Below are 17,439 nucleotides of genomic sequence, written 5' to 3' on the forward strand. Positions count from 1 at the left end.
TGGATAATAAAGAGATTAATGGTCAGCACTGACTGCACCACATTCATGTAGTAGTGCCAAAATCTCATCAATTTTGTTTTGCAACAATGTTTTATTGCCTTTGGTTTCAACGTTTAGGCGAATGAGTGGCTCGGTATTGCTTGAACGCAAATTAAATCGCCACTCCCCAAAATCCAAACTCAATCCGTCTAAGGTGTCTTTGGTGGGGTTTAATGTGGCGTATTTTTGCTCTAACTTGGTGCGAATATCGTTTGCTGTCAAACTACCCAAGCGGAAGTTGAGTTCGCCTGAGCTTGGAAAATCGTTGATGTAGCCATTGACCATGTCCGATAGGCTTTTGCCTGTGGTGGATAGCAGTTCAATCACTAAAAGCCATGGTATCATGCCACTGTCACAGTAGGCAAAATCACGAAAATAATGATGAGCCGACATTTCACCGCCATAAATCGCCCCTGTTTTACGCATGACTTCTTTGATAAAAGAGTGCCCTGATTTGCTGATTTGGGCAACACCACCGTTTGCCTTGATGACGTTTTGGGTGTTATAAATCACACGAGGGTCATAGACGATGGATTCACCTGTATATTTTTGTAAAAAGGCTTCGGCAAGCATACCCACAATGTAACTGCCTTCAATAAATTTCCCTGTTTCATCAAATAAAAAACAACGGTCAAAATCACCATCAAACGCCACCCCAAAATCTGCCCCGTGAGCGATGACTGCCTCACTTGTGGCTTTTTGGTTGGCAACAATCATGGGATTTGGAATGCCATTTGGAAATGAGCCGTCAGGGGTGTGGTGAACTTTGATGAGTTTGATGTGTTCGCCCAGTCGTTTTTCTAGTTCATCAACCACAGGACCTGCCGAGCCATTGCCTGAATTTACTACGATTTTTTTGGGTGTGAAAGTATCAACATCCACAAAACTCATCAATTTGTCAATGTAATCGGTTTTGTGTGTATTTGGGGTGATGTTGCCTTTTTTGGCTTGGGTAAAGTTACCACACTCGGCAATCTTGCGAATGTCCGCCAAACCTGTGTCGGCACTGATGGGACGGCTGTTTTCACGCACCATTTTTAAGCCGTTGTAGTTAATGGGGTTATGGCTTGCAGTAACTTCAATGCCGCCAATGGCATTAAAATGGCTTGTGGCAAAATAAACTTCCTCTGTGCCTGTCATGCCCAAATCAATCACGTCTACCCCTGCATCAGTAATGCCTTCCATCACTGATTTTTTAAGGCTTTCGCTACTTGGACGAATATCACAACCGACGACAATGGCGGGGTTTTGGGCGTTGTCGTTGTTTAAAAATTGGGCAAAAGCTCGCCCAATGCGATAAGCAATGTCATTATTGAGATTGACATCAAGTTCACCACGCACGTCATAGGCTTTAAAACAGGTGATGGAAATGGGAGAAAATTGAGTCATAAATGTTCCTAATAAATAAATTGTGATTATTGTACACCAAAATATGTCAAATGGGGAAAAATAACCGTTGTCAGCCCACCAAATCTGCCAAATCCCCCTTCGCCTCAAGCCACGCCTTTCTATCGCCACTTCTTTTTTTGGCAAGTAGCATATCCATCACACGGCTGGTTTGGGCAAAATCGTCCAAATCAAGCTGAACCAGCCGTCTGGTGTCAGGATTCATTGTCGTTTCACGCAAATGCTCAGGATTCATCTCACCCAAGCCTTTAAAACGGGTGATTTGTGGTTTTGCCTTGTTTTTGCTTTTTTTTAAAATGACATTTAATTCATCATCATCTAAGGCATAATGCACTTCCTTGCCAATATCAATGCGATACAAGGGGGGCATTGCTACAAATAAATGCCCTGCCTCCACCAATGCCCGAAAATGCTTGACAAACAATGCACAAATCAAGGTTGCAATATGCAAACCGTCTGAATCTGCGTCCGCCAAAATACAAATTTTTTCATAACGCAATTCAGATAAATCATCAGAAGCAGGGTCCACGCCAATGGCGATGGCGATGTCGTGTATTTCTTGACTGGCAAGCACCGTATCGTGCGAAACCTCCCACGAGTTTAAAATCTTACCACGCAAGGGCAAAATCGCCTGAAAATGGCGGTCTCGTGCTTGCTTGGCAGACCCGCCTGCACTATCGCCCTCCACCAAAAACAATTCTGCCCCATCTTTAAATTCACCCTTACAATCGGCAAGTTTGCCAGGCAAGGCAGGTCCTTGCGTGATTTTTTTGCGGGCGACTTTTTGGGCGGATTTTAGGCGTTTGCCTGCTTTGTTAATGGCAAGCTCGGCAATGGCTTTGGCACTTTCTGGGTCGGCATTTAACCACAAACTAAATGCGTCTTTGGCAAGCGTTTGCACCAATGGAGCGGCTTCACGGCTGGATAGGCGTTCTTTGGTTTGACCGCTAAATTGGGGTTCGGCAAATTTTAAGGATAAAATATAATTCACACCGTCCCAAACATCGTCAGCCGTCAAACGCACGCCTCTTGGCAGAAGATTGTGTATTTCACAAAATTCTCGCAAGGCATCAGTAATCCCTGTACGAAGTCCATTTACATGCGTTCCCCCTTGAGCGGTGGGAATTAGATTGACATAGCTTTCACAAACAGGCGTGCCAGATTCAGGCAACCACGCAAGTGCAAAGGTCGCCCCGCCTCTTTCGCCTGCACTTGGGTCGGCACTAAAATAAAAGGGGGTTTTTGGAATAATATCAAGCTCGCCAAGCTCATCGGTCAAATATTCCACCACGCCATCTGTATATTGCCAAGACTCGCTATCGGCTGGGTCAAGTTCGCTAACAAAATCAATTTTTAGCCCTGCTGATAGTACCGCTTTGGCTTTTAGGGTGTGTTTTAGGGCTTTAATGGCGAATTTAGGATTGTCAAAATACTTTTCGTCCACCCAAAACCGCACCTGCGTGCCTCTTTTTTTCTTGTTGGCAAATGGCTCATCACTCAAAGCAGTCAGTGGCGTACCGTTTTCAAAATCCATCTGATACTGCCTGCCATCTCGCCAGACAACAACTTCCACTCGTTTGGATAAGGCATTGACCACGCTAATACCAACACCGTGCAATCCACCAGAAATGGCATAATTATCCGTGCTAAATTTGCCCCCTGCGTGCAGGCGTGTCAAAATCAACTCAATGCCAGATTGATGAAATTCAGGGTGAATGTCGGTTGGCATACCTCGCCCATCGTCAAGCACGGATAAGGAGCCGTCAGCGTGCAAGGTTACAGCAATGTGCTTGGCATATCCTGCCAATGCCTCATCTACCGAATTATCAATCACTTCTTGGGCAAGGTGGTTGGGGCGTGTGGTATCGGTGTACATACCAGGACGACGGCGAACAGGTTCTAGTCCTTCTAGGACTTCTAAATTTTGGGAAGTGTAACTTTGAGTCATTGTATTTTTAAAATGATAAATTTGGGTGTATTGTAACTGATTTTGGTGGGAATGTGAAAAACAATGTGTGGCGAAGCGATAAAATCAGGATTGGTGCGTTTTGGTGATTAAAAACACCAATACAGTGTGGTTGTATTGGTGTTGTTAGATGGGGATTAGTGGGTGGTTTCGCCCAAGACTTGCCGTGAGATGATGCTTAGCGTGCCATCATCGTTCACTTTAAATTTATACACCACAGGCGTGGCATTAGGAATTTCTAGACTTGTAATGTCTTTTGGGCTTAGGTTTGGGTCTATGTTGGCAGACAGTGCTTTAAGGGAATTACTGTGAGCGACCACCATGACGTTTTTGCCAGATGCCAATATGGGTTTTAAAGAATAATTCCAGTAGGGAGAGATTCTCTCAACGACTTGTTTTAAACTTTCACCGACAGGCAGAACGCTACGATCGATGTTGTTGTAGCGACTGTCTTGGGTGGGTGAGCGTGAGTCTGTGATGGCAAGCGGTGGTGGCGGTACATCATAACTTTTACGCCATATTTTTACTTGCTCCTCGCCAACAACATCTGCAACTTCACTATGTGTTTTGCCCTCCAAACTGCCATAATGACGTTCATTAAGTTGCCAGTATGCCTGTCTAGGTAGTGATGATTGCATGGCTTGTTGGGCATACCATGCTGTATCTGTCGCTCTTTGTAAGGCTGAGGTGTGAACCGCCGACAGTTCAATGTGAGCATTGTTTAGTGCCTGCCCTGCTTGCTTGGCTTGCTCAATGCCTTTTTGGGTTAAAGGAGTGTCAGACCAACCTGCAAAACGCTTTTGAGCATTAAATTCGCTTTCACCATGCCGAAGCAAAACCAGTGATACTTCGGTGGCATATACCAAACTGCTTGATAATAAAATACTAAACATCAAGCCGATTTTTTTAGGATTCATAGACGCTCCATTGATGATATGATAAAGTCTTATGATAAAAAATTGTGGTGATAAAGTCAAACACTAAATCACGGTATGTCTTGACTGTGGTCTATATTTGTAGTGGGCTATGTTAAACCTTTACAATGCCTATAATGCCATTTTTTATCTTATCGGCTCTTTTATTATACTTAATCCACATCAAAACCATATAAAAAAACCGTTCGCCCCTAAGCTAAGCATTTGGGTGGGGTGGTTTTTTGTCATGGTTTGACAAGCTTGCCACGAATAAAAAACTTTGTTTGTTTTTGAATAGAATTTACCATACTATTGCTTTTCTTAACACCAATCTAAACCTTGTACAGTCATTTGACTTGTATGAGGGTGAATTATAAAAGTCTATGGCAACTTGGTAAAGTTGCCACACTCATCAAGGCAGTTTAGAGATTTGTAAGTTGTACTAAAATATGCCATAGGAAGTATGATGGCATATTTTGGTTGGTTTTGGGGTTAAATTAGGATTATAAATCCTGCACTCTACTTGGCTTGGCTTCCAACGCCTTGGTATCTAGCTGTTGCATGAGTGAACTTTGGTGAAACTGATGCACTGCTTGTTTGTTGGTTTCGCTTAGCGTCTCAAACACATGGGGCAGTCGCAAGCCAATCCAAATCAGAGCAGACATCAGCACTCTATCACCCCAAGAGGTGCTGTCAGCCGACAAGGTGGGCAAGTTTGACAAAGTAGCCTGCAAAAGCTTAGTGGAGCGTGCCACAAAGGGGTGTTTTTCTTGTCCTTCTGGGGTAAACCGCTCGATAGAAAACGCACGCACGCCCTGTGCCAAAATCCCAAATGCCTTAGCAATGTGGGGCAAATCGGTGGCGGTGTTGGCATAGACTTGTGGGGCGATGGCTTGAATAATGAGCGGTGTTTCGGTGATGACCTCGCCTGTATCAAGCAGTAAAGCTGGCACTTGGCTAAATGAATTGATGGCGGTCAGTTCAGGAGGGTTTTCCCAAGGATTAACAAATTTTAGAGCCAAATCTACCTGTTCTGATTTTGCAATCATGAGCAAAATGCGAGTGTAGGGTGAGGTGGTGCTGATATATAAAGTGTGCATAACATACTCCGATTTGGGTTAATAGGTCAGTGATAAAGCCCAATCCACCACAGTGGTCACTTGGGTGTCATAATCACTCATGCGGTGGTCGCCACCATCTTGGGCAAGGACAAATGTCCCTGCATTTTCATAAAAAACTTGGGTGGCGTATGCGTCCAATAGTTCATCACCCATTTTTAGCAATACTTTGATTTTATTTGGGTTTTTTATGGTTAATGGGTGTTTTTCAAACCAAGCCAAATCACCAAATTTAATCTGCCAGCCTCCTGTGGTGGTGTAAATGGTCGTGTCATTTGTGAGTGTTTGTTCATTAAAATTATCTTTTAAAAATCGTCTAAAAGACAAATCTGGGCGTATGCTAGGATTTAGTAGTATGGCAGGCGTGCCTGTCATGTCGGACAGCAATGTGGCAAAATAACCGCCAAGCGATGAGCCGACCAGTACGCAGTTGGGGTTGTCATTGATGAGTGCCAAGATTTTTGATACCACTTCATCGGGCGGGCAGTTCAAATCAGGGCGAATGGTATCAACACCAAGCGTTTTGGCATAATTTGCCGTGATGAGTGCTTTGTTGGCATTGGGATTGGAATCAAGTCCGTGCAGATAGATGATGGTCATGAGTTTTTCCTTTTGTTTATAACTTCAAAGATTTTGCACTCGTCATGCAGGTCTGATAGCGTTTGTCCACCCGTGTGGCAAACCAATTGGTGTCGTAGTCTTGGGAAAGTTTGGGGCTACTGATGACCACTTGGGGCATGATGGCGTAGCTGGGTTTTTTGCCTTGTTTTTGCTCAAATAAGTCATTCACCAATTGATAAGTTTGGGTGTTTTCAAAGGCTTTGGTTTTTTCTTTTTTTAGGTCGGCACGAATCTGCTTGTCGCTCATGGGAGTTTTTGCGGTTGCCAAAAGTGTGATGAGTGCTTTTTCGGTCTGTCCGATTTTATCAGACACGCCACCTCCGCCATAGAGTAGCAAGTCGCCATCAATGGCAAGTTTTTGCCCTGTCAAAGTAGCGACACGTTGTTGGAAGGCTGAATTGCGAGAAGAATACACCCCAGAATTATAATCAGCAAAACGATAAATTGGTTTGTCATAATCTGCCTGATAATTCATGAGCCTGTGAATGCCATAATACAATCCGCCGTATTGTCCGTACATGTCTTGTCTAAGTGTGCGGTCGTTCATGTTGGCACGGCGGTGACGTTTGGCGTAGTTGATGTGGACTTGCATTGAGCCAAGTGTGGTAACGGGATTTAGGCGTTCGTCTATGCCTTCGCCTGACAGTTTGGTAAGGTTTGTAAGTTTTGAGACTTTGTAGGTGGTGGTAAAATAATCAAATATGCTCTGATACAGTTCATCAAGCTCCTTTTCGGTTTTGACAGCTTTGATTTGTTTTTCAAAACTGTTGTCCTTAGTGGGGCGAGTGGTCAGCATGGTGCGAAATAGTCCAGCAAGCTGTTTGCCAAGTTTGTCTTCTAACTTATCATCAATGGCACGCAGTGAAGCCTGACCCAGATTGGGTACGGCAGGATTGGCGTTGAAGTTGGACTCTTGGTCAATGACAGCGATGACGGTGCAGATGTTTTGGGTGTCTTTGTGCAGCTTGAGTTCATCAAAGACGCTGGCGATGTCCGATGCCCAACTTGGGCGGTTTTTGACGTGTTTGGGAATGAGCTTGGCGATATCGTCATTGGTGAGCGTGGGCGTGGTTTTGGTGGCAGGCTGACTACATGCTGACAACAAAGACAATAAGGCTAGGGCGATGAGTGATTTTTTCATGGGTATTTAGGGATAAATATCAATGACAACTATTATAAAACAAAATCCTATCAGATGATTTTTGCAAATTTTTTAAATTGTAACTTTTGACAAATCACACTCATCACCCAAAACCAATCACACCATTGATGATGTATTTATGGTGTGGGCGTGGCACGGTTGTTAGGTTGTACATGCAGTTTTTGTAAGGCGTGTTCTAGCTCGTCCATATCGCACGCCGTATCTGCCAAGCATTGATGACGCATATGGGTGATGTCGGTACGGCTTGGGGTGATTTTTTCAGTTGGGATTTCTAAGATGAGTGGCAACTTTGCCGTACCTGCCACCGCTTTGCCGTTGGGTGTAAAGGGTTTTAGCTTGCTATTCTTCAAGGCAATGATGATTTGTCTGTCAAGTGATCGGTTGCCTGTTTTTGGACTGCTGACATGTGTAATGTTGCCTTGGCTGTCTATGGTTAGTTGGACTGCGGTATTGATGTGGGTGTCTTTGCAATTATGGTTAAAATACGCCATGTCAATGTCATAACAAACACCAGAATAGCCATCAAGTCCGTTCCAATTTGGTGGTTTTTGCCAATAAGAGCTATTTGCCCATGTGGTCTGTGCCAATAGCACACCCATCATCAATAATAGATAGGTTTTCATGATATACTCCAAAGTTTTTTGCTATAACATAATCAAAGGTACAAATACACAACAATCAATGCTCCGCCCCCACCACTCTCATCAGCCCTTCTTGGGCGGTGGTAGCAATCAGATGACCATTTTGCCAAAATTGCCCATGATTTAGCCCCTTAGCATGGCTTGCGGTATCGCTCCACATGTCATAAAGTAGCCATTCACTAACATCAAAGGGGCGATGAAAATGCATGGCGTGGTCTATGCTGGCAACTTGCAAATTGGGCGTACCATAAGTCAAACCATGTGGCATGAGGGCGGTACTAATCAGATAATAATCAGACGCAAAAGCAAGCAGTGCCTGATGAATGGCGATGGGCTGACTTTCAATCGCAATTTTGAGCCACACCGCTTGGTGGGGGTCAGTTGGAGCAGGGTTTAGGGGGTGGCGTGGGTTGATGGGGCGGATTTGGATATGGCGAGGTTTTAGATAACGTTCGTGCAGGGCTGTGGGAATGTCGCTAAGATATTGTTGTTTTAAATCTTGCTCATCTTTTAGGGTGTCAGCGTGCGGATAATCAGGCATGGTTGGTTGATAGTCCAGTCCGCCTTCCATGGGTGAAAATGACGCTATCATGCTAAAAATCACCTGCTCTTTTTCGCCAAACTCACTAGGAATGTTTTGTACGGCGGTGATTTGGCGAGCGGACAAACTGCGACCGTCCCGAAGTCTACGCACCTGATACGCCACAGGATAGCGAATGTCGCCACCCCTTAAAAAATAGCCATGAAAACTGTGGCAAGGTTTGTCATATTCTAATGTTTTTGCACCTGCAAGCATGGCTTGGGCAAGGACTTGACCGCCAAAAACTCTTGCTCCAACAAAATCAAAACTTGGGGCTAAAAAGGTATCATGGCTGATTTTGGTGAGTTCTAGGGCGGACAATAAATCGGTAATGAGCTGGTTTGTCATGGTCATGTGATGATAAGTTAAATAAAAACAATTGTTTACACAAATCATCTCAATAAGATTGGTTGAAAATGAGTTGTGCAAAAATTTATGAAAGTGCTAAAATAATAGGTTATCCTTTATTATACCTAAAATTGTGGCAAGCGTATGCTAAAATTTCCCAAACTCTCCCAGATTTTGCAAAAAAACACCACACACACCCAAAAAAGCATCTACCAAGAACTGTCTGGTAAAAGTTTATCCGTTGCGGTCAAAGCTCAAACAATCGGTGAAATACCTACCATTGATGAGAGCGTACCGACCTTTTATGTACTAAGAGAATATTCTCGCTCAAACAGCGTGCTTTTGGATTTAAAAACCAAAGAGCTGGGCTTGCCATCTGCACTGGCAGGTTGTCAAACGTTAGGATTGTCTGAGAATGCCTCTGTGATTTTTTTAAAACACAAAAAATCCTCCGAACATGCCTTTTCGCCACGTCTAGAAAGGCTCATCAAGGCGTGTATGGACGAGCCAACATTACGCATACAGCTCATTCCTGTGTCAATTTTATGGGGTAGAGCTCCTGACAACAAGGACTCACTGCTCAATATGCTCATGGCAGAAGAGTGGAGCAGTCCTAGTAAAATCAGACAGCTTTTTAACATCAGTGTCATGGGGCGAGATACAATCATACAGTTTGCCCAACCCAAAGACCTTCAAACACTCATCAAAGACGGTAGGGGTGAGTATGCTGATACGGTGAGTTTGACGGCATCGCATTTGACCAATTACATCAGCAAGCGTTTAAAGGGTTATCTGGACAAACAACGCACCAGTATCGTAGGTCCTGATTTGTCAGACAAACGCAACGTAACAGGGCAGATTTTGTCATCACCTGTGGTTCAGACCGCCATTGAACAAGAAGCCGTCCGTACAGGCAAAACCGTAGCCCAAGTCAAAAAAGAAGCCAGTGGCTATATCGGTGAGATTACCAGTGATTATTCACATTCTACTGTGCGGTTTTTTGAGCGGTTTTTGGCAAGGTTGTGGGAGCGTCTCTATGATGGTGTAGAGGTTCATCATTTTGAGCGAGTGCGTGAGCTTGCCCCTGATTATCAGCTGATTTATGTGCCATGTCATCGCAGTCATGTGGATTATCTGCTGTTGTCTTATGTGATTTATAAACGTGGCTTACGCATTCCACACATTGCTGCTGGCGAGAACCTCAATCTACCTGTGGTCGGTGAGCTTTTGCGAAACGGTGGGGCGTTCTTTATGAGACGTAGTTTTAAGGGTAATGCCCTATATAGCACAGTTTTTAAAGAGTATGTTCATACACTCATGCAAAGAGCTGTACCGATAGAGTATTTTATAGAAGGGGGGCGTTCTAGGTCGGGTCGTCTGCTACCACCAAAACTTGGTATGCTTGCCATGACGGTCAATAGTCACCTAAGAGAACCTGCCAAACCTGTCATCTTTATCCCAACCTACATCAGCTATGAACGCATCATGGAGGGAGCAACATATGTGGGTGAGTTGAAGGGTAAACCCAAAGAAAGCGAAAATTTGCTCCAAATCCTAAAAACTGCCAAAAAAATTGAGCGAATTTTTGGGACGGTGCATGTGTCTTTTGGTGAGCCGTTGCATTTAGACCGTTTTATGGAAAAATTTGATGTCAAAACCCAAGATGATGGCAGTGAAAACACCAAAAAGACACATGCCTTAGTACAAAACTTGGGCGTTAAGATTTTACAAAACATCAACAAGGCGGTCATCGTCAATCCTGTATCGCTGTTGGCACTTGTGCTGTTATCCACACCAAAATCCGCCTTGGGCGAAACCCAAGCGGTTGAGCAGATTGCTTTATATCAACGTATCGCCCAAGCCCTGCCCTATGACAAAGACACTCACATCACCGACATGACCCCTGATGAGATTTTAAAATATGGCATGACCCTAAAACTTACCGAAAAGCTCCCTCATGTGCTTGGTGATATGATTAAGGTGGCGGATAAACAAGCGCCATTGTTAAGTTATTTTAAAAATAATATTTTGCACGTATTTATTTTGCCAAGCCTACTTGCCTCGCTTGTTCAAAGAAATGGACGCATCAGCAAAGACCAACTGGCAGGCATTGGCGAGCTTTTGTATCCTTTTTTACAAACCGAGCTATTTTTAAAATTTCGCCAACGCACGATTGGTGAGGTGATTTTTGAAGTGCTAGATGTGCTAATCAAAGAAAATGTGGTGGTTGATTTGGGTGGTGGTGTGGTTGGTGCTCCGCAAAGCAACACGCCTGCCTATCAACAGCTTGTTGTGCTTGCCAACCCTGCCCAGCAGAGTTTGGAGCGATATTTTATGGCATTGACACTATTGTCCGAACAAGGCTCAAACCGCCTAAGTAGCGAGCAGGTGGTCAATCTGTCTCATGTGTTGGCACAGCGTATCTCATTGTTGTATGCTGATGACTTGCCAGATGCGTTTGATAAAGCATTGTTTACTAGTTTCTTAAACACCCTAAAACGTCTAGATTATGTAGAGATTGATGATAAGGGCTTGCTTGGTTTTGATGAGCGTATTGATGAGATTGCCAAGCACGCCAAATTTGTCCTAAATCCTGACATGATTGAGCTTTTACATCATACCGCCAACCTAAGCGATGATGAGATAGAGACGGTGATGAGTGAGATTGTCAACAAACGCAAATTTGGACGCCGATGAGTTGCCCCATTCTTGATGTGTTAGGCGGGCTTGCAGACATTGATAAAGCGGTATTTGTTGGGTGTAGCGGTGGGCGAGATTCTATGTCGCTTGCGTTTGGGTGTTATTTGTTGTATCAAAGCGGTGTTTTAAAAAAACTACCCACACTCATTCACATCAATCATGGCATACAAAATGCCAACGATGAGTGGGCGGATTTTGTCAAAACGTGGGCAAATGAGCGTGGTTTTGTTTGTCATGTTGTTTGTTTGTATTTGGGGCAAAGTAACGAAACGCACGCCAGAGACGCACGCTATCATGCCATCGCCAACCTCATGCAAGAGGGCGATGTATTATTGACTGCTCACCATGCAGACGACCAAGCAGAGACGGTACTCATGCGATTGATAAATGGTGCAGGCGTGCAAGGTCTGTCAGGCATAAAAGCATGGCAAAACCGCACCATTAGCGGTAAAAATCTCACCATTCATCGTCCATTTTTGGCAATCAGTCGCCAAGACATCACTGATTTTGCTCATCGGCATGGCTTGGCGTATGTGGACGACCCCACCAATGACACAACCGACAACGCCAGAAGTTTTATCCGCAATGATATTTTGCCAAGTCTTGCCACCCTAAATCCAAAAGTCAAAGACAACATCGCCAAAGTTGCCACGTTCATGGGTGAAGCCAGTGAGCTACTTCACCAGATGATGAGTGAAAAGTTTGAGCAAGTGCTGATTGCCACGCCCCACACGCTTGTTGTGAGTATGTTAGATGTTGCCAAACTTGTAACATTATCCAAACCCATGCAGTCAGCGGTGGTGCGTCATTGGGTGCAAGGTGATGAGGTGTTGCCCCCAAACGCCCAAATCACAAAAGATGTTGTGGCTTTGGCACATCGCACAGATAACGACCATAGGGTACAGATTTTTTGGCAGGTGAGTGGGGCAGGTCATGCTTTTGTTATTTGTCGTTATAAACACATTTTATATCGTTATCGTCAAGAACTGTTTTTGTTGTTAAATACTCATGTAGATGATACGCCCATTGTGCCACAGACCAAGCAAACTATTTTAAAACAAAACGAGCAGTTTTTACTGGTTTGGCGTTATCCCCAAAGTTTAGAGTTTTTGTTTATTCATAAAACTGTCTGTATCCAACCCATTGGCAAAACGTCCGTGCGTGTGGTGGTGATGTATCAGAATAAAAACGGACAACATAGACAAGGTTTTGATGTATTATCAAACAAAAAACTCTACCAAACCCTAAATATCCCCACATGGCAACGCCAAAACCTGTGGGGGCTTTATGTCAATGATGAGCTTGTGATGATGATGGGGGTAGATGGGTGGTGGCTAACAGACAGTACCATGTTAGGGGCATTGATGGCGATGTCTGATGAGTTTGGTGATACGTTTGTGAGTGTGTGTCAACGTGACGAATATTTTGCACAAACAGCCAGCTTGATGTAAAATGCGTTTTTATTTGGGTGTTTGACATGGTAGATTTTAAGATTTTAAATGGCAAAAACATTGTATTTATCGGCGGTGGCAACATGGCACGAGCGATTGTTGAGGGGCTTTTGTCCGCCAAAGCATCGTTTGGACTGGATTTGACGGTGGGTGTGTCTGACAAAAATACCCACAAACGAGACGAATTTGCCAAAAAAGGCGTGTTGGTTGCTGACCCCCAAAACGCCCATACACTCATCGCTGGGGCAGATGTGGTGGTTTTGTGTGTCAAACCTCAAGTCGCCAAAGAAGTCGCTCCAAGCCTTTTGCCATATCTCTTTGACAAACTTATTTTATCAGTGATGGCAGGCATTGGCGTGGATAAGCTCTCCCGATATTTTGGCAGTCACAAAATCGTGCGTGCCATGCCGAACCTGCCTGCCAGTGTTGGTCATGGGGCGACAGGGTTATTTGCCAATGTCGGTGATGATGATAAAATGTTGGCACAGCTCATCATGGCAAGCGTGGGATTGACCGTATGGGTAGATGATGAGGACAAACTGCACGCAGTAACGGCGGTGGCAGGCTCTGCCCCTGCATACTTTTTTTATATATTAGAAGCAATGATAGATAAAGCACGCCAAATGGGGCTTGATGCTGATGATGCCAAACGCTTGGCGGTGGCTAGCATGATAGGGGCAGGACATCTTGCCAATACTCATGACGTGGTGGCATTAAGACAACAAGTTACCTCCAAAGGTGGCACAACGGCGATGGCGATAGAAGTATTTGATCAAAAAGAAATGTCAAACATTATTGGTACAGCCATGCAAGCATGTTATGACCGCAGTGATGAACTTGGCAAATTATTTTAATGGGGTAATGACATGATGGACTCTCCTGTGGCAATCTTATTTGGTATGGTGGTAAATTTTGCTCTGCTGATTGTATTTATTCGTTTTATGTTTCAGTTGGCAAATATCCCCAAAACTCACCCCTACGGTCGGGGTGTCTATATGTTATCGGCGGTGGTTACACTGTTTTCTCGGATTTTTCCTGATTTGAACAAAGGTCAATTTAGCACTTCTGCGGTGGTGCTAATGCTTCTTTTGATTTATATTCAGATAGCAGGATTTGCTAGTATTGAGGGCAAATCTTTAACACCGTTGTTGTTATTTTTTGGGGGGACGTTAAGAGGGATTTTGCATTTTGTAGATGCTCTAAAATACATCATCATCGCTTCGGTGGTGTGTAGTTGGATTATTTTGCTTGCCAACAAAATGCACCCTGTCATGGACCTCATCATGCAAATGTCTGAGCCGATTGTTGCTCCATTTCGCCGTTTTACACCAAATCTGGGCATGATTGATTTGTCAGTGTTGGTGGCTATCATGAGTTTGTCAATGATTGAGATTGTGATTAGAATTGTGGGTGGCAATATCTTAAAATTGCTTGTCTGATTTGTCAGTATTTGCTTACAAAATTTTGCGATTTTTGCGTATTTTTTTATATCACAAAATTTGGCATAATACGCACATCAGCAAGGATATGGCAATGGATAAGCCACATGGACGAATGCTGATGATTGATGGAACGGTACGGAAAGCAAGTAGCACACAATCTCCTCAGCAGAACCCCAACTATGTTGGGGTTTTGTTGTTTTGGGTGGATTAAAGTCAATTGCCACTCACATTTAGCACAGGTGATGCACTTTCTTCACTAAGCAGGACGGTCATCATGTTGGTGATGAGTCTGGCTTTTTCACCATCAGACATTTTGACAATGTGTCTGGCTTCTAGCTCTTTTACCGTGCTTTCAACCATGCCAATCGCCCCATTGACAAGGGTTTGGCGAGCGATGATGACCGCTTCGGCTTGCTGACGGCGAAGCATGGCTTGGGCGATTTCTGGCGCATATGCCAAATGGGTAAAACGAGCTTCGTCAATCTCAATGCCTGCTACTGATACACGTTCTTGTACCATACTGACAAACTCGTTTAAAATCTGCACAGAATGCCCTGATAGACTTTCATTGGCATTGTCATTGGTGTAGTGGTACTGCGTGGCAAGTGTTCGCAATGCACTTTCAGATTGAATGTGTAAAAAGTGATGAGCATTCTCAACATCTAGTACGGCGGCGGCAGGATTTTCTATGTGATAGACGATGGCGGCAGCAATCTCTATGGGAGTGCCTGAGGCGTCATTGACTTTTAGGGTGTCGGTGAGATGGTTGCTGACTTTCAAAGACACGCTAGTCGTCTCATAAAAAGGAATGAGCCAGTAAAATCCTGAATATGGCAAAATCCCTGCGTATTTACCAAACAACGTTCCCACAAGAGCAGTGTTGGGAGGAATGGTGCGAAAACGAGTAAAACAATAAACCACAGGGGCAAGTATCACGGCTGAAAATACCCCCATGGTAAAAAATGACACCGCCACCACGAGTGTCAGCACAATCAAAATACCCAATGCCAAAAAGCCGTTTAAGTAGGGCATTTCGTATTTTTCGCTATAATTTTCGGTCATGATAGCTCCTTGTTTTGTAAAAATTAAGCCCTTTTTATAAAGAGCTTAATTGGTTGGTATTTGTACAAGGTTATTTTAAAACTTCCGCCATACTGCTTGCGACATAGTCCACATTTTTGCTATTTAGCCCTGCAATGCACATTCTACCGTTTTCTACCATATAAATGGCAAATTCATCACGCAATCTGATGACCTGCTGTGGCGTTAGCCCTGTAAAGCTAAACATTCCTTGCTGTTTGGTAAAATAGCTAAAATCCCGTTCTGGCAATTTGGCACTCAAGACATCTTGCAGTTTTTGACGCATTTGGCGGATACGGTCTCGCATTTCATAGACCTCGCCCACCCACTGGGCAAACAAAGCCTCATCATTCATCACAATATCCACCACTGCGTTGCCGTGAGAAGGTGGGCTTGAATAGATACGGCGTACTGTGAATTTAAGCTGACCTAGCACAATATCGGCTTCTTCTTTTGTGGGGGCAACCACCGACAAACCGCCAACTCGCTCGCCATAGAGTGATAGATTTTTGGAAAATGAGTTGGACACAAAGACAGTCAAGCCTTTTTCTACTGCCAAACGAATGGCATAGGCATCGCCGTCCATATCATCACCAAAGCCTTGATAAGCAATATCCATAAAAGGAATCAATTTGTACTCTTTGATGATGTCAAGCACAACACCCCATTGCTCACGGCTTAAGTCCACACCTGTTGGGTTATGACAGCAAGGGTGCAGTAGCACCACATCATTTTCGTTTAAGGTCTTTAAAAAGGCACATAGCTCGTCAAACTTAACACCAATGGTCGCCCCATCATAATAGGGGTATTTGCCAACAGTTAGCCCTGCCCCTTCAAAAATACTGATATGGTTGCCCCAAGTTGGGTCAGAAACATAACATTTGGCGGTTGGAAACCATTGATGAATAAAGTCCGCTCCAACCTTCAATGCTCCAGAACCGCCCAGCGTGGCAATGGTCGCAACTCGTCCATCTTTGACAACTTGGGCATCTTTACCAAAAAGTAGGTTTTGGCAGGCTTCTTTGTAGCCCTTTAAGCCGTCCATCGGCAAATAACCACGAGGGCGTGGTGGATTTGCGATTTGGCTTTCGGCAGTTTTGACACAGTCTAGCACAGGCAGTTTGCCATCTTCGGTATAATAAACGCCCACGCCCAAATTCACCTTAATGTCGGTGCGAGGGTCGTTTGCAAATTTGTCCATCAAGCCCAAAATTGGGTCGCCAGCATAGGGGGTAACGTGTTCAAACATAACAAATACCTTTGTTGTTGTGGATAAAATTTGTATCAGTATAACGCAAAATAAAGCGGTTGTGGGGAAAATTTTGGTGGTTTTGTGGGAGAATACAGGATTTGTTAAAATTTGCCATAAATCATAAAAGATTGAACACAAACATCAATCATAAAAATGCCACTTACCAAACTCCCCAAAACATCGCCAACACCAATCGTATATAAACACATACCACGCAACCCATATTTATCACCAAACAGATGATGAATGATGTTGCAAAATAATTTTTGCCAATTCATCATCAGCGAAAAAGTAAGCAACTGGCACATCAAGGGCGATTGCCATTCTTTCTAAAATACCAAAATCAGGCTCATGAACGCCTTTTTCATAGCGGTTTATTCTGGTGCTTGCCACAAATTCGTCCAATCCCACCATGATGCCCAATTTTTCTTGGGTGAGTTTTCTGGTTTTTCTTGCTTCTTTGAGGCGTTTAATAAACGTTGTTTGCACATTCATAATTTCAACCCAGATTGTTAAAATTACGAATTTCGTATATTTTTCTTGATTTTTTACTACGAATATCGTAGTATTAGCGTAATTTTACATTTTTTAGATTGGAGTAAATGATGACCGCAGACCAAGAAACAAAATGCCACGCTATACTTAATTCATATCAAAACTATACAGCAAAACCGTTCGCCCCAAGCTTGCCTGCGGGCGGTTTTCCGCCATGGTTCGA

General features: G+C 43.9%; 16 protein-coding genes. 5 read left to right on the top strand and 11 right to left on the bottom strand.

Annotated features, from left to right (window positions below):
• Window positions 1–15: 15 nt before the first annotated feature.
• From MOB01S_RS08160 to MOB01S_RS08195, 8 genes are all read right to left on the bottom strand, one after another.
• Entirely contained in the window at window positions 16–1,428 is a 1,413-nt protein-coding gene (locus MOB01S_RS08160; protein WP_066803717.1) for a phosphohexomutase domain-containing protein, read from the bottom strand.
• A gap of 70 nt (window positions 1,429–1,498) precedes the next feature.
• Entirely contained in the window at window positions 1,499–3,394 is a 1,896-nt protein-coding gene (gene parE / locus MOB01S_RS08165; RefSeq protein ID WP_066803720.1) for a DNA topoisomerase IV subunit B, read from the bottom strand.
• 155 nt (window positions 3,395–3,549) lie between these two features.
• The gene (locus MOB01S_RS08170) at window positions 3,550–4,329 is read right to left on the bottom strand and encodes a 2,3-bisphosphoglycerate-dependent phosphoglycerate mutase (RefSeq protein ID WP_066803723.1); all 780 of its coding nucleotides are present in this window, start codon (window positions 4,327–4,329) and stop codon (window positions 3,550–3,552) included.
• A 500-nt stretch (window positions 4,330–4,829) separates the two neighbouring features.
• Window positions 4,830–5,426 (bottom strand): glutathione S-transferase N-terminal domain-containing protein, encoded by a 597-nt coding sequence (locus MOB01S_RS08175; RefSeq protein ID WP_066803726.1) that lies wholly within the window; start codon window positions 5,424–5,426, stop codon window positions 4,830–4,832.
• Between the two features lie 18 nt (window positions 5,427–5,444).
• Window positions 5,445–6,044 (bottom strand): YqiA/YcfP family alpha/beta fold hydrolase, encoded by a 600-nt coding sequence (locus tag MOB01S_RS08180; protein WP_066803729.1) that lies wholly within the window; start codon window positions 6,042–6,044, stop codon window positions 5,445–5,447.
• A 16-nt stretch (window positions 6,045–6,060) separates the two neighbouring features.
• Complete coding sequence (locus MOB01S_RS08185; protein WP_066803732.1) at window positions 6,061–7,206, bottom strand: DUF1615 family protein; 1,146 nt, start codon at window positions 7,204–7,206, stop codon at window positions 6,061–6,063.
• Window positions 7,207–7,343: 137 nt separating this feature from the next.
• Complete coding sequence (locus MOB01S_RS08190; RefSeq protein ID WP_066803735.1) at window positions 7,344–7,850, bottom strand: energy transducer TonB; 507 nt, start codon at window positions 7,848–7,850, stop codon at window positions 7,344–7,346.
• A 55-nt stretch (window positions 7,851–7,905) separates the two neighbouring features.
• Complete coding sequence (locus MOB01S_RS08195) at window positions 7,906–8,802, bottom strand: acyl-CoA thioesterase (RefSeq protein ID WP_066803760.1); 897 nt, start codon at window positions 8,800–8,802, stop codon at window positions 7,906–7,908.
• 138 nt (window positions 8,803–8,940) lie between these two features.
• Here MOB01S_RS08195 and plsB point away from each other — a divergent pair, with 138 nt between their 5' ends.
• The 5 genes from plsB to MOB01S_RS12695 are packed head-to-tail and all read left to right on the top strand — an operon-like array spanning window position 8,941 to window position 14,600.
• Entirely contained in the window at window positions 8,941–11,493 is a 2,553-nt protein-coding gene (plsB, locus tag MOB01S_RS08200; protein ID WP_066803738.1) for a glycerol-3-phosphate 1-O-acyltransferase PlsB, read from the top strand.
• Window positions 11,490–12,947: a tRNA lysidine(34) synthetase TilS gene (gene tilS, locus MOB01S_RS08205; RefSeq protein WP_066803741.1), complete on the top strand. Its 1,458-nt coding sequence runs from the start codon at window positions 11,490–11,492 to the stop codon at window positions 12,945–12,947. Before plsB ends, tilS begins: the two co-directional genes overlap by 4 nt.
• Window positions 12,948–12,973: 26 nt before the next feature.
• Entirely contained in the window at window positions 12,974–13,801 is an 828-nt protein-coding gene (proC, locus tag MOB01S_RS08210) for a pyrroline-5-carboxylate reductase (RefSeq protein ID WP_066803742.1), read from the top strand.
• 12 nt (window positions 13,802–13,813) lie between these two features.
• On the top strand, window positions 13,814–14,386 hold the full coding sequence (locus MOB01S_RS08215) for a YggT family protein (protein WP_245640019.1): 573 nt from the start codon (window positions 13,814–13,816) through the stop codon (window positions 14,384–14,386).
• A 34-nt stretch (window positions 14,387–14,420) separates the two neighbouring features.
• Window positions 14,421–14,600, top strand: a complete 180-nt coding sequence (locus MOB01S_RS12695) for a hypothetical protein (protein WP_218016086.1) — start codon at window positions 14,421–14,423, stop codon at window positions 14,598–14,600.
• Between the two features lie 2 nt (window positions 14,601–14,602).
• Here the strand turns inward: MOB01S_RS12695 and MOB01S_RS08225 are convergent, their stop codons facing one another.
• The 3 genes from MOB01S_RS08225 to MOB01S_RS08235 all read right to left on the bottom strand — a co-directional run bounded on the left by MOB01S_RS08225 (window position 14,603) and on the right by MOB01S_RS08235 (window position 17,216).
• Window positions 14,603–15,451, bottom strand: coding sequence for an SPFH domain-containing protein (locus MOB01S_RS08225; RefSeq protein WP_066803748.1), 849 nt, complete (start codon window positions 15,449–15,451; stop codon window positions 14,603–14,605).
• 70 nt (window positions 15,452–15,521) lie between these two features.
• Window positions 15,522–16,718, bottom strand: coding sequence for an amino acid aminotransferase (locus tag MOB01S_RS08230; RefSeq protein ID WP_066803749.1), 1,197 nt, complete (start codon window positions 16,716–16,718; stop codon window positions 15,522–15,524).
• A 231-nt stretch (window positions 16,719–16,949) separates the two neighbouring features.
• A complete protein-coding gene (locus MOB01S_RS08235; RefSeq protein WP_066803751.1) occupies window positions 16,950–17,216 on the bottom strand; it encodes a helix-turn-helix domain-containing protein in 267 nt (88 codons plus the stop codon).
• Window positions 17,217–17,439 lie beyond the last annotated feature (223 nt).

This window comes from Moraxella oblonga NBRC 102422 (assembly GCF_001598275.1).
Lineage (GTDB): Bacteria > Pseudomonadota > Gammaproteobacteria > Pseudomonadales > Moraxellaceae > Moraxella > Moraxella oblonga.

Coding starts and splice junctions, on each gene's coding strand:
- MOB01S_RS08160 (WP_066803717.1), bottom strand. CDS start 1,428: ATGACTCAATTTTCTCCCATTTCCATCACCTGTTTTAAAGCCTATGAC.
- parE (WP_066803720.1), bottom strand. CDS start 3,394: ATGACTCAAAGTTACACTTCCCAAAATTTAGAAGTCCTAGAAGGACTA.
- MOB01S_RS08170 (WP_066803723.1), bottom strand. CDS start 4,329: ATGAATCCTAAAAAAATCGGCTTGATGTTTAGTATTTTATTATCAAGC.
- MOB01S_RS08175 (WP_066803726.1), bottom strand. CDS start 5,426: ATGCACACTTTATATATCAGCACCACCTCACCCTACACTCGCATTTTG.
- MOB01S_RS08180 (WP_066803729.1), bottom strand. CDS start 6,044: ATGACCATCATCTATCTGCACGGACTTGATTCCAATCCCAATGCCAAC.
- MOB01S_RS08185 (WP_066803732.1), bottom strand. CDS start 7,206: ATGAAAAAATCACTCATCGCCCTAGCCTTATTGTCTTTGTTGTCAGCA.
- MOB01S_RS08190 (WP_066803735.1), bottom strand. CDS start 7,850: ATGAAAACCTATCTATTATTGATGATGGGTGTGCTATTGGCACAGACC.
- MOB01S_RS08195 (WP_066803760.1), bottom strand. CDS start 8,802: ATGACCATGACAAACCAGCTCATTACCGATTTATTGTCCGCCCTAGAA.
- plsB (WP_066803738.1), top strand. CDS start 8,941: ATGCTAAAATTTCCCAAACTCTCCCAGATTTTGCAAAAAAACACCACA.
- tilS (WP_066803741.1), top strand. CDS start 11,490: ATGAGTTGCCCCATTCTTGATGTGTTAGGCGGGCTTGCAGACATTGAT.
- proC (WP_066803742.1), top strand. CDS start 12,974: ATGGTAGATTTTAAGATTTTAAATGGCAAAAACATTGTATTTATCGGC.
- MOB01S_RS08215 (WP_245640019.1), top strand. CDS start 13,814: ATGATGGACTCTCCTGTGGCAATCTTATTTGGTATGGTGGTAAATTTT.
- MOB01S_RS08225 (WP_066803748.1), bottom strand. CDS start 15,451: ATGACCGAAAATTATAGCGAAAAATACGAAATGCCCTACTTAAACGGC.
- MOB01S_RS08230 (WP_066803749.1), bottom strand. CDS start 16,718: ATGTTTGAACACGTTACCCCCTATGCTGGCGACCCAATTTTGGGCTTG.
- MOB01S_RS08235 (WP_066803751.1), bottom strand. CDS start 17,216: ATGAATGTGCAAACAACGTTTATTAAACGCCTCAAAGAAGCAAGAAAA.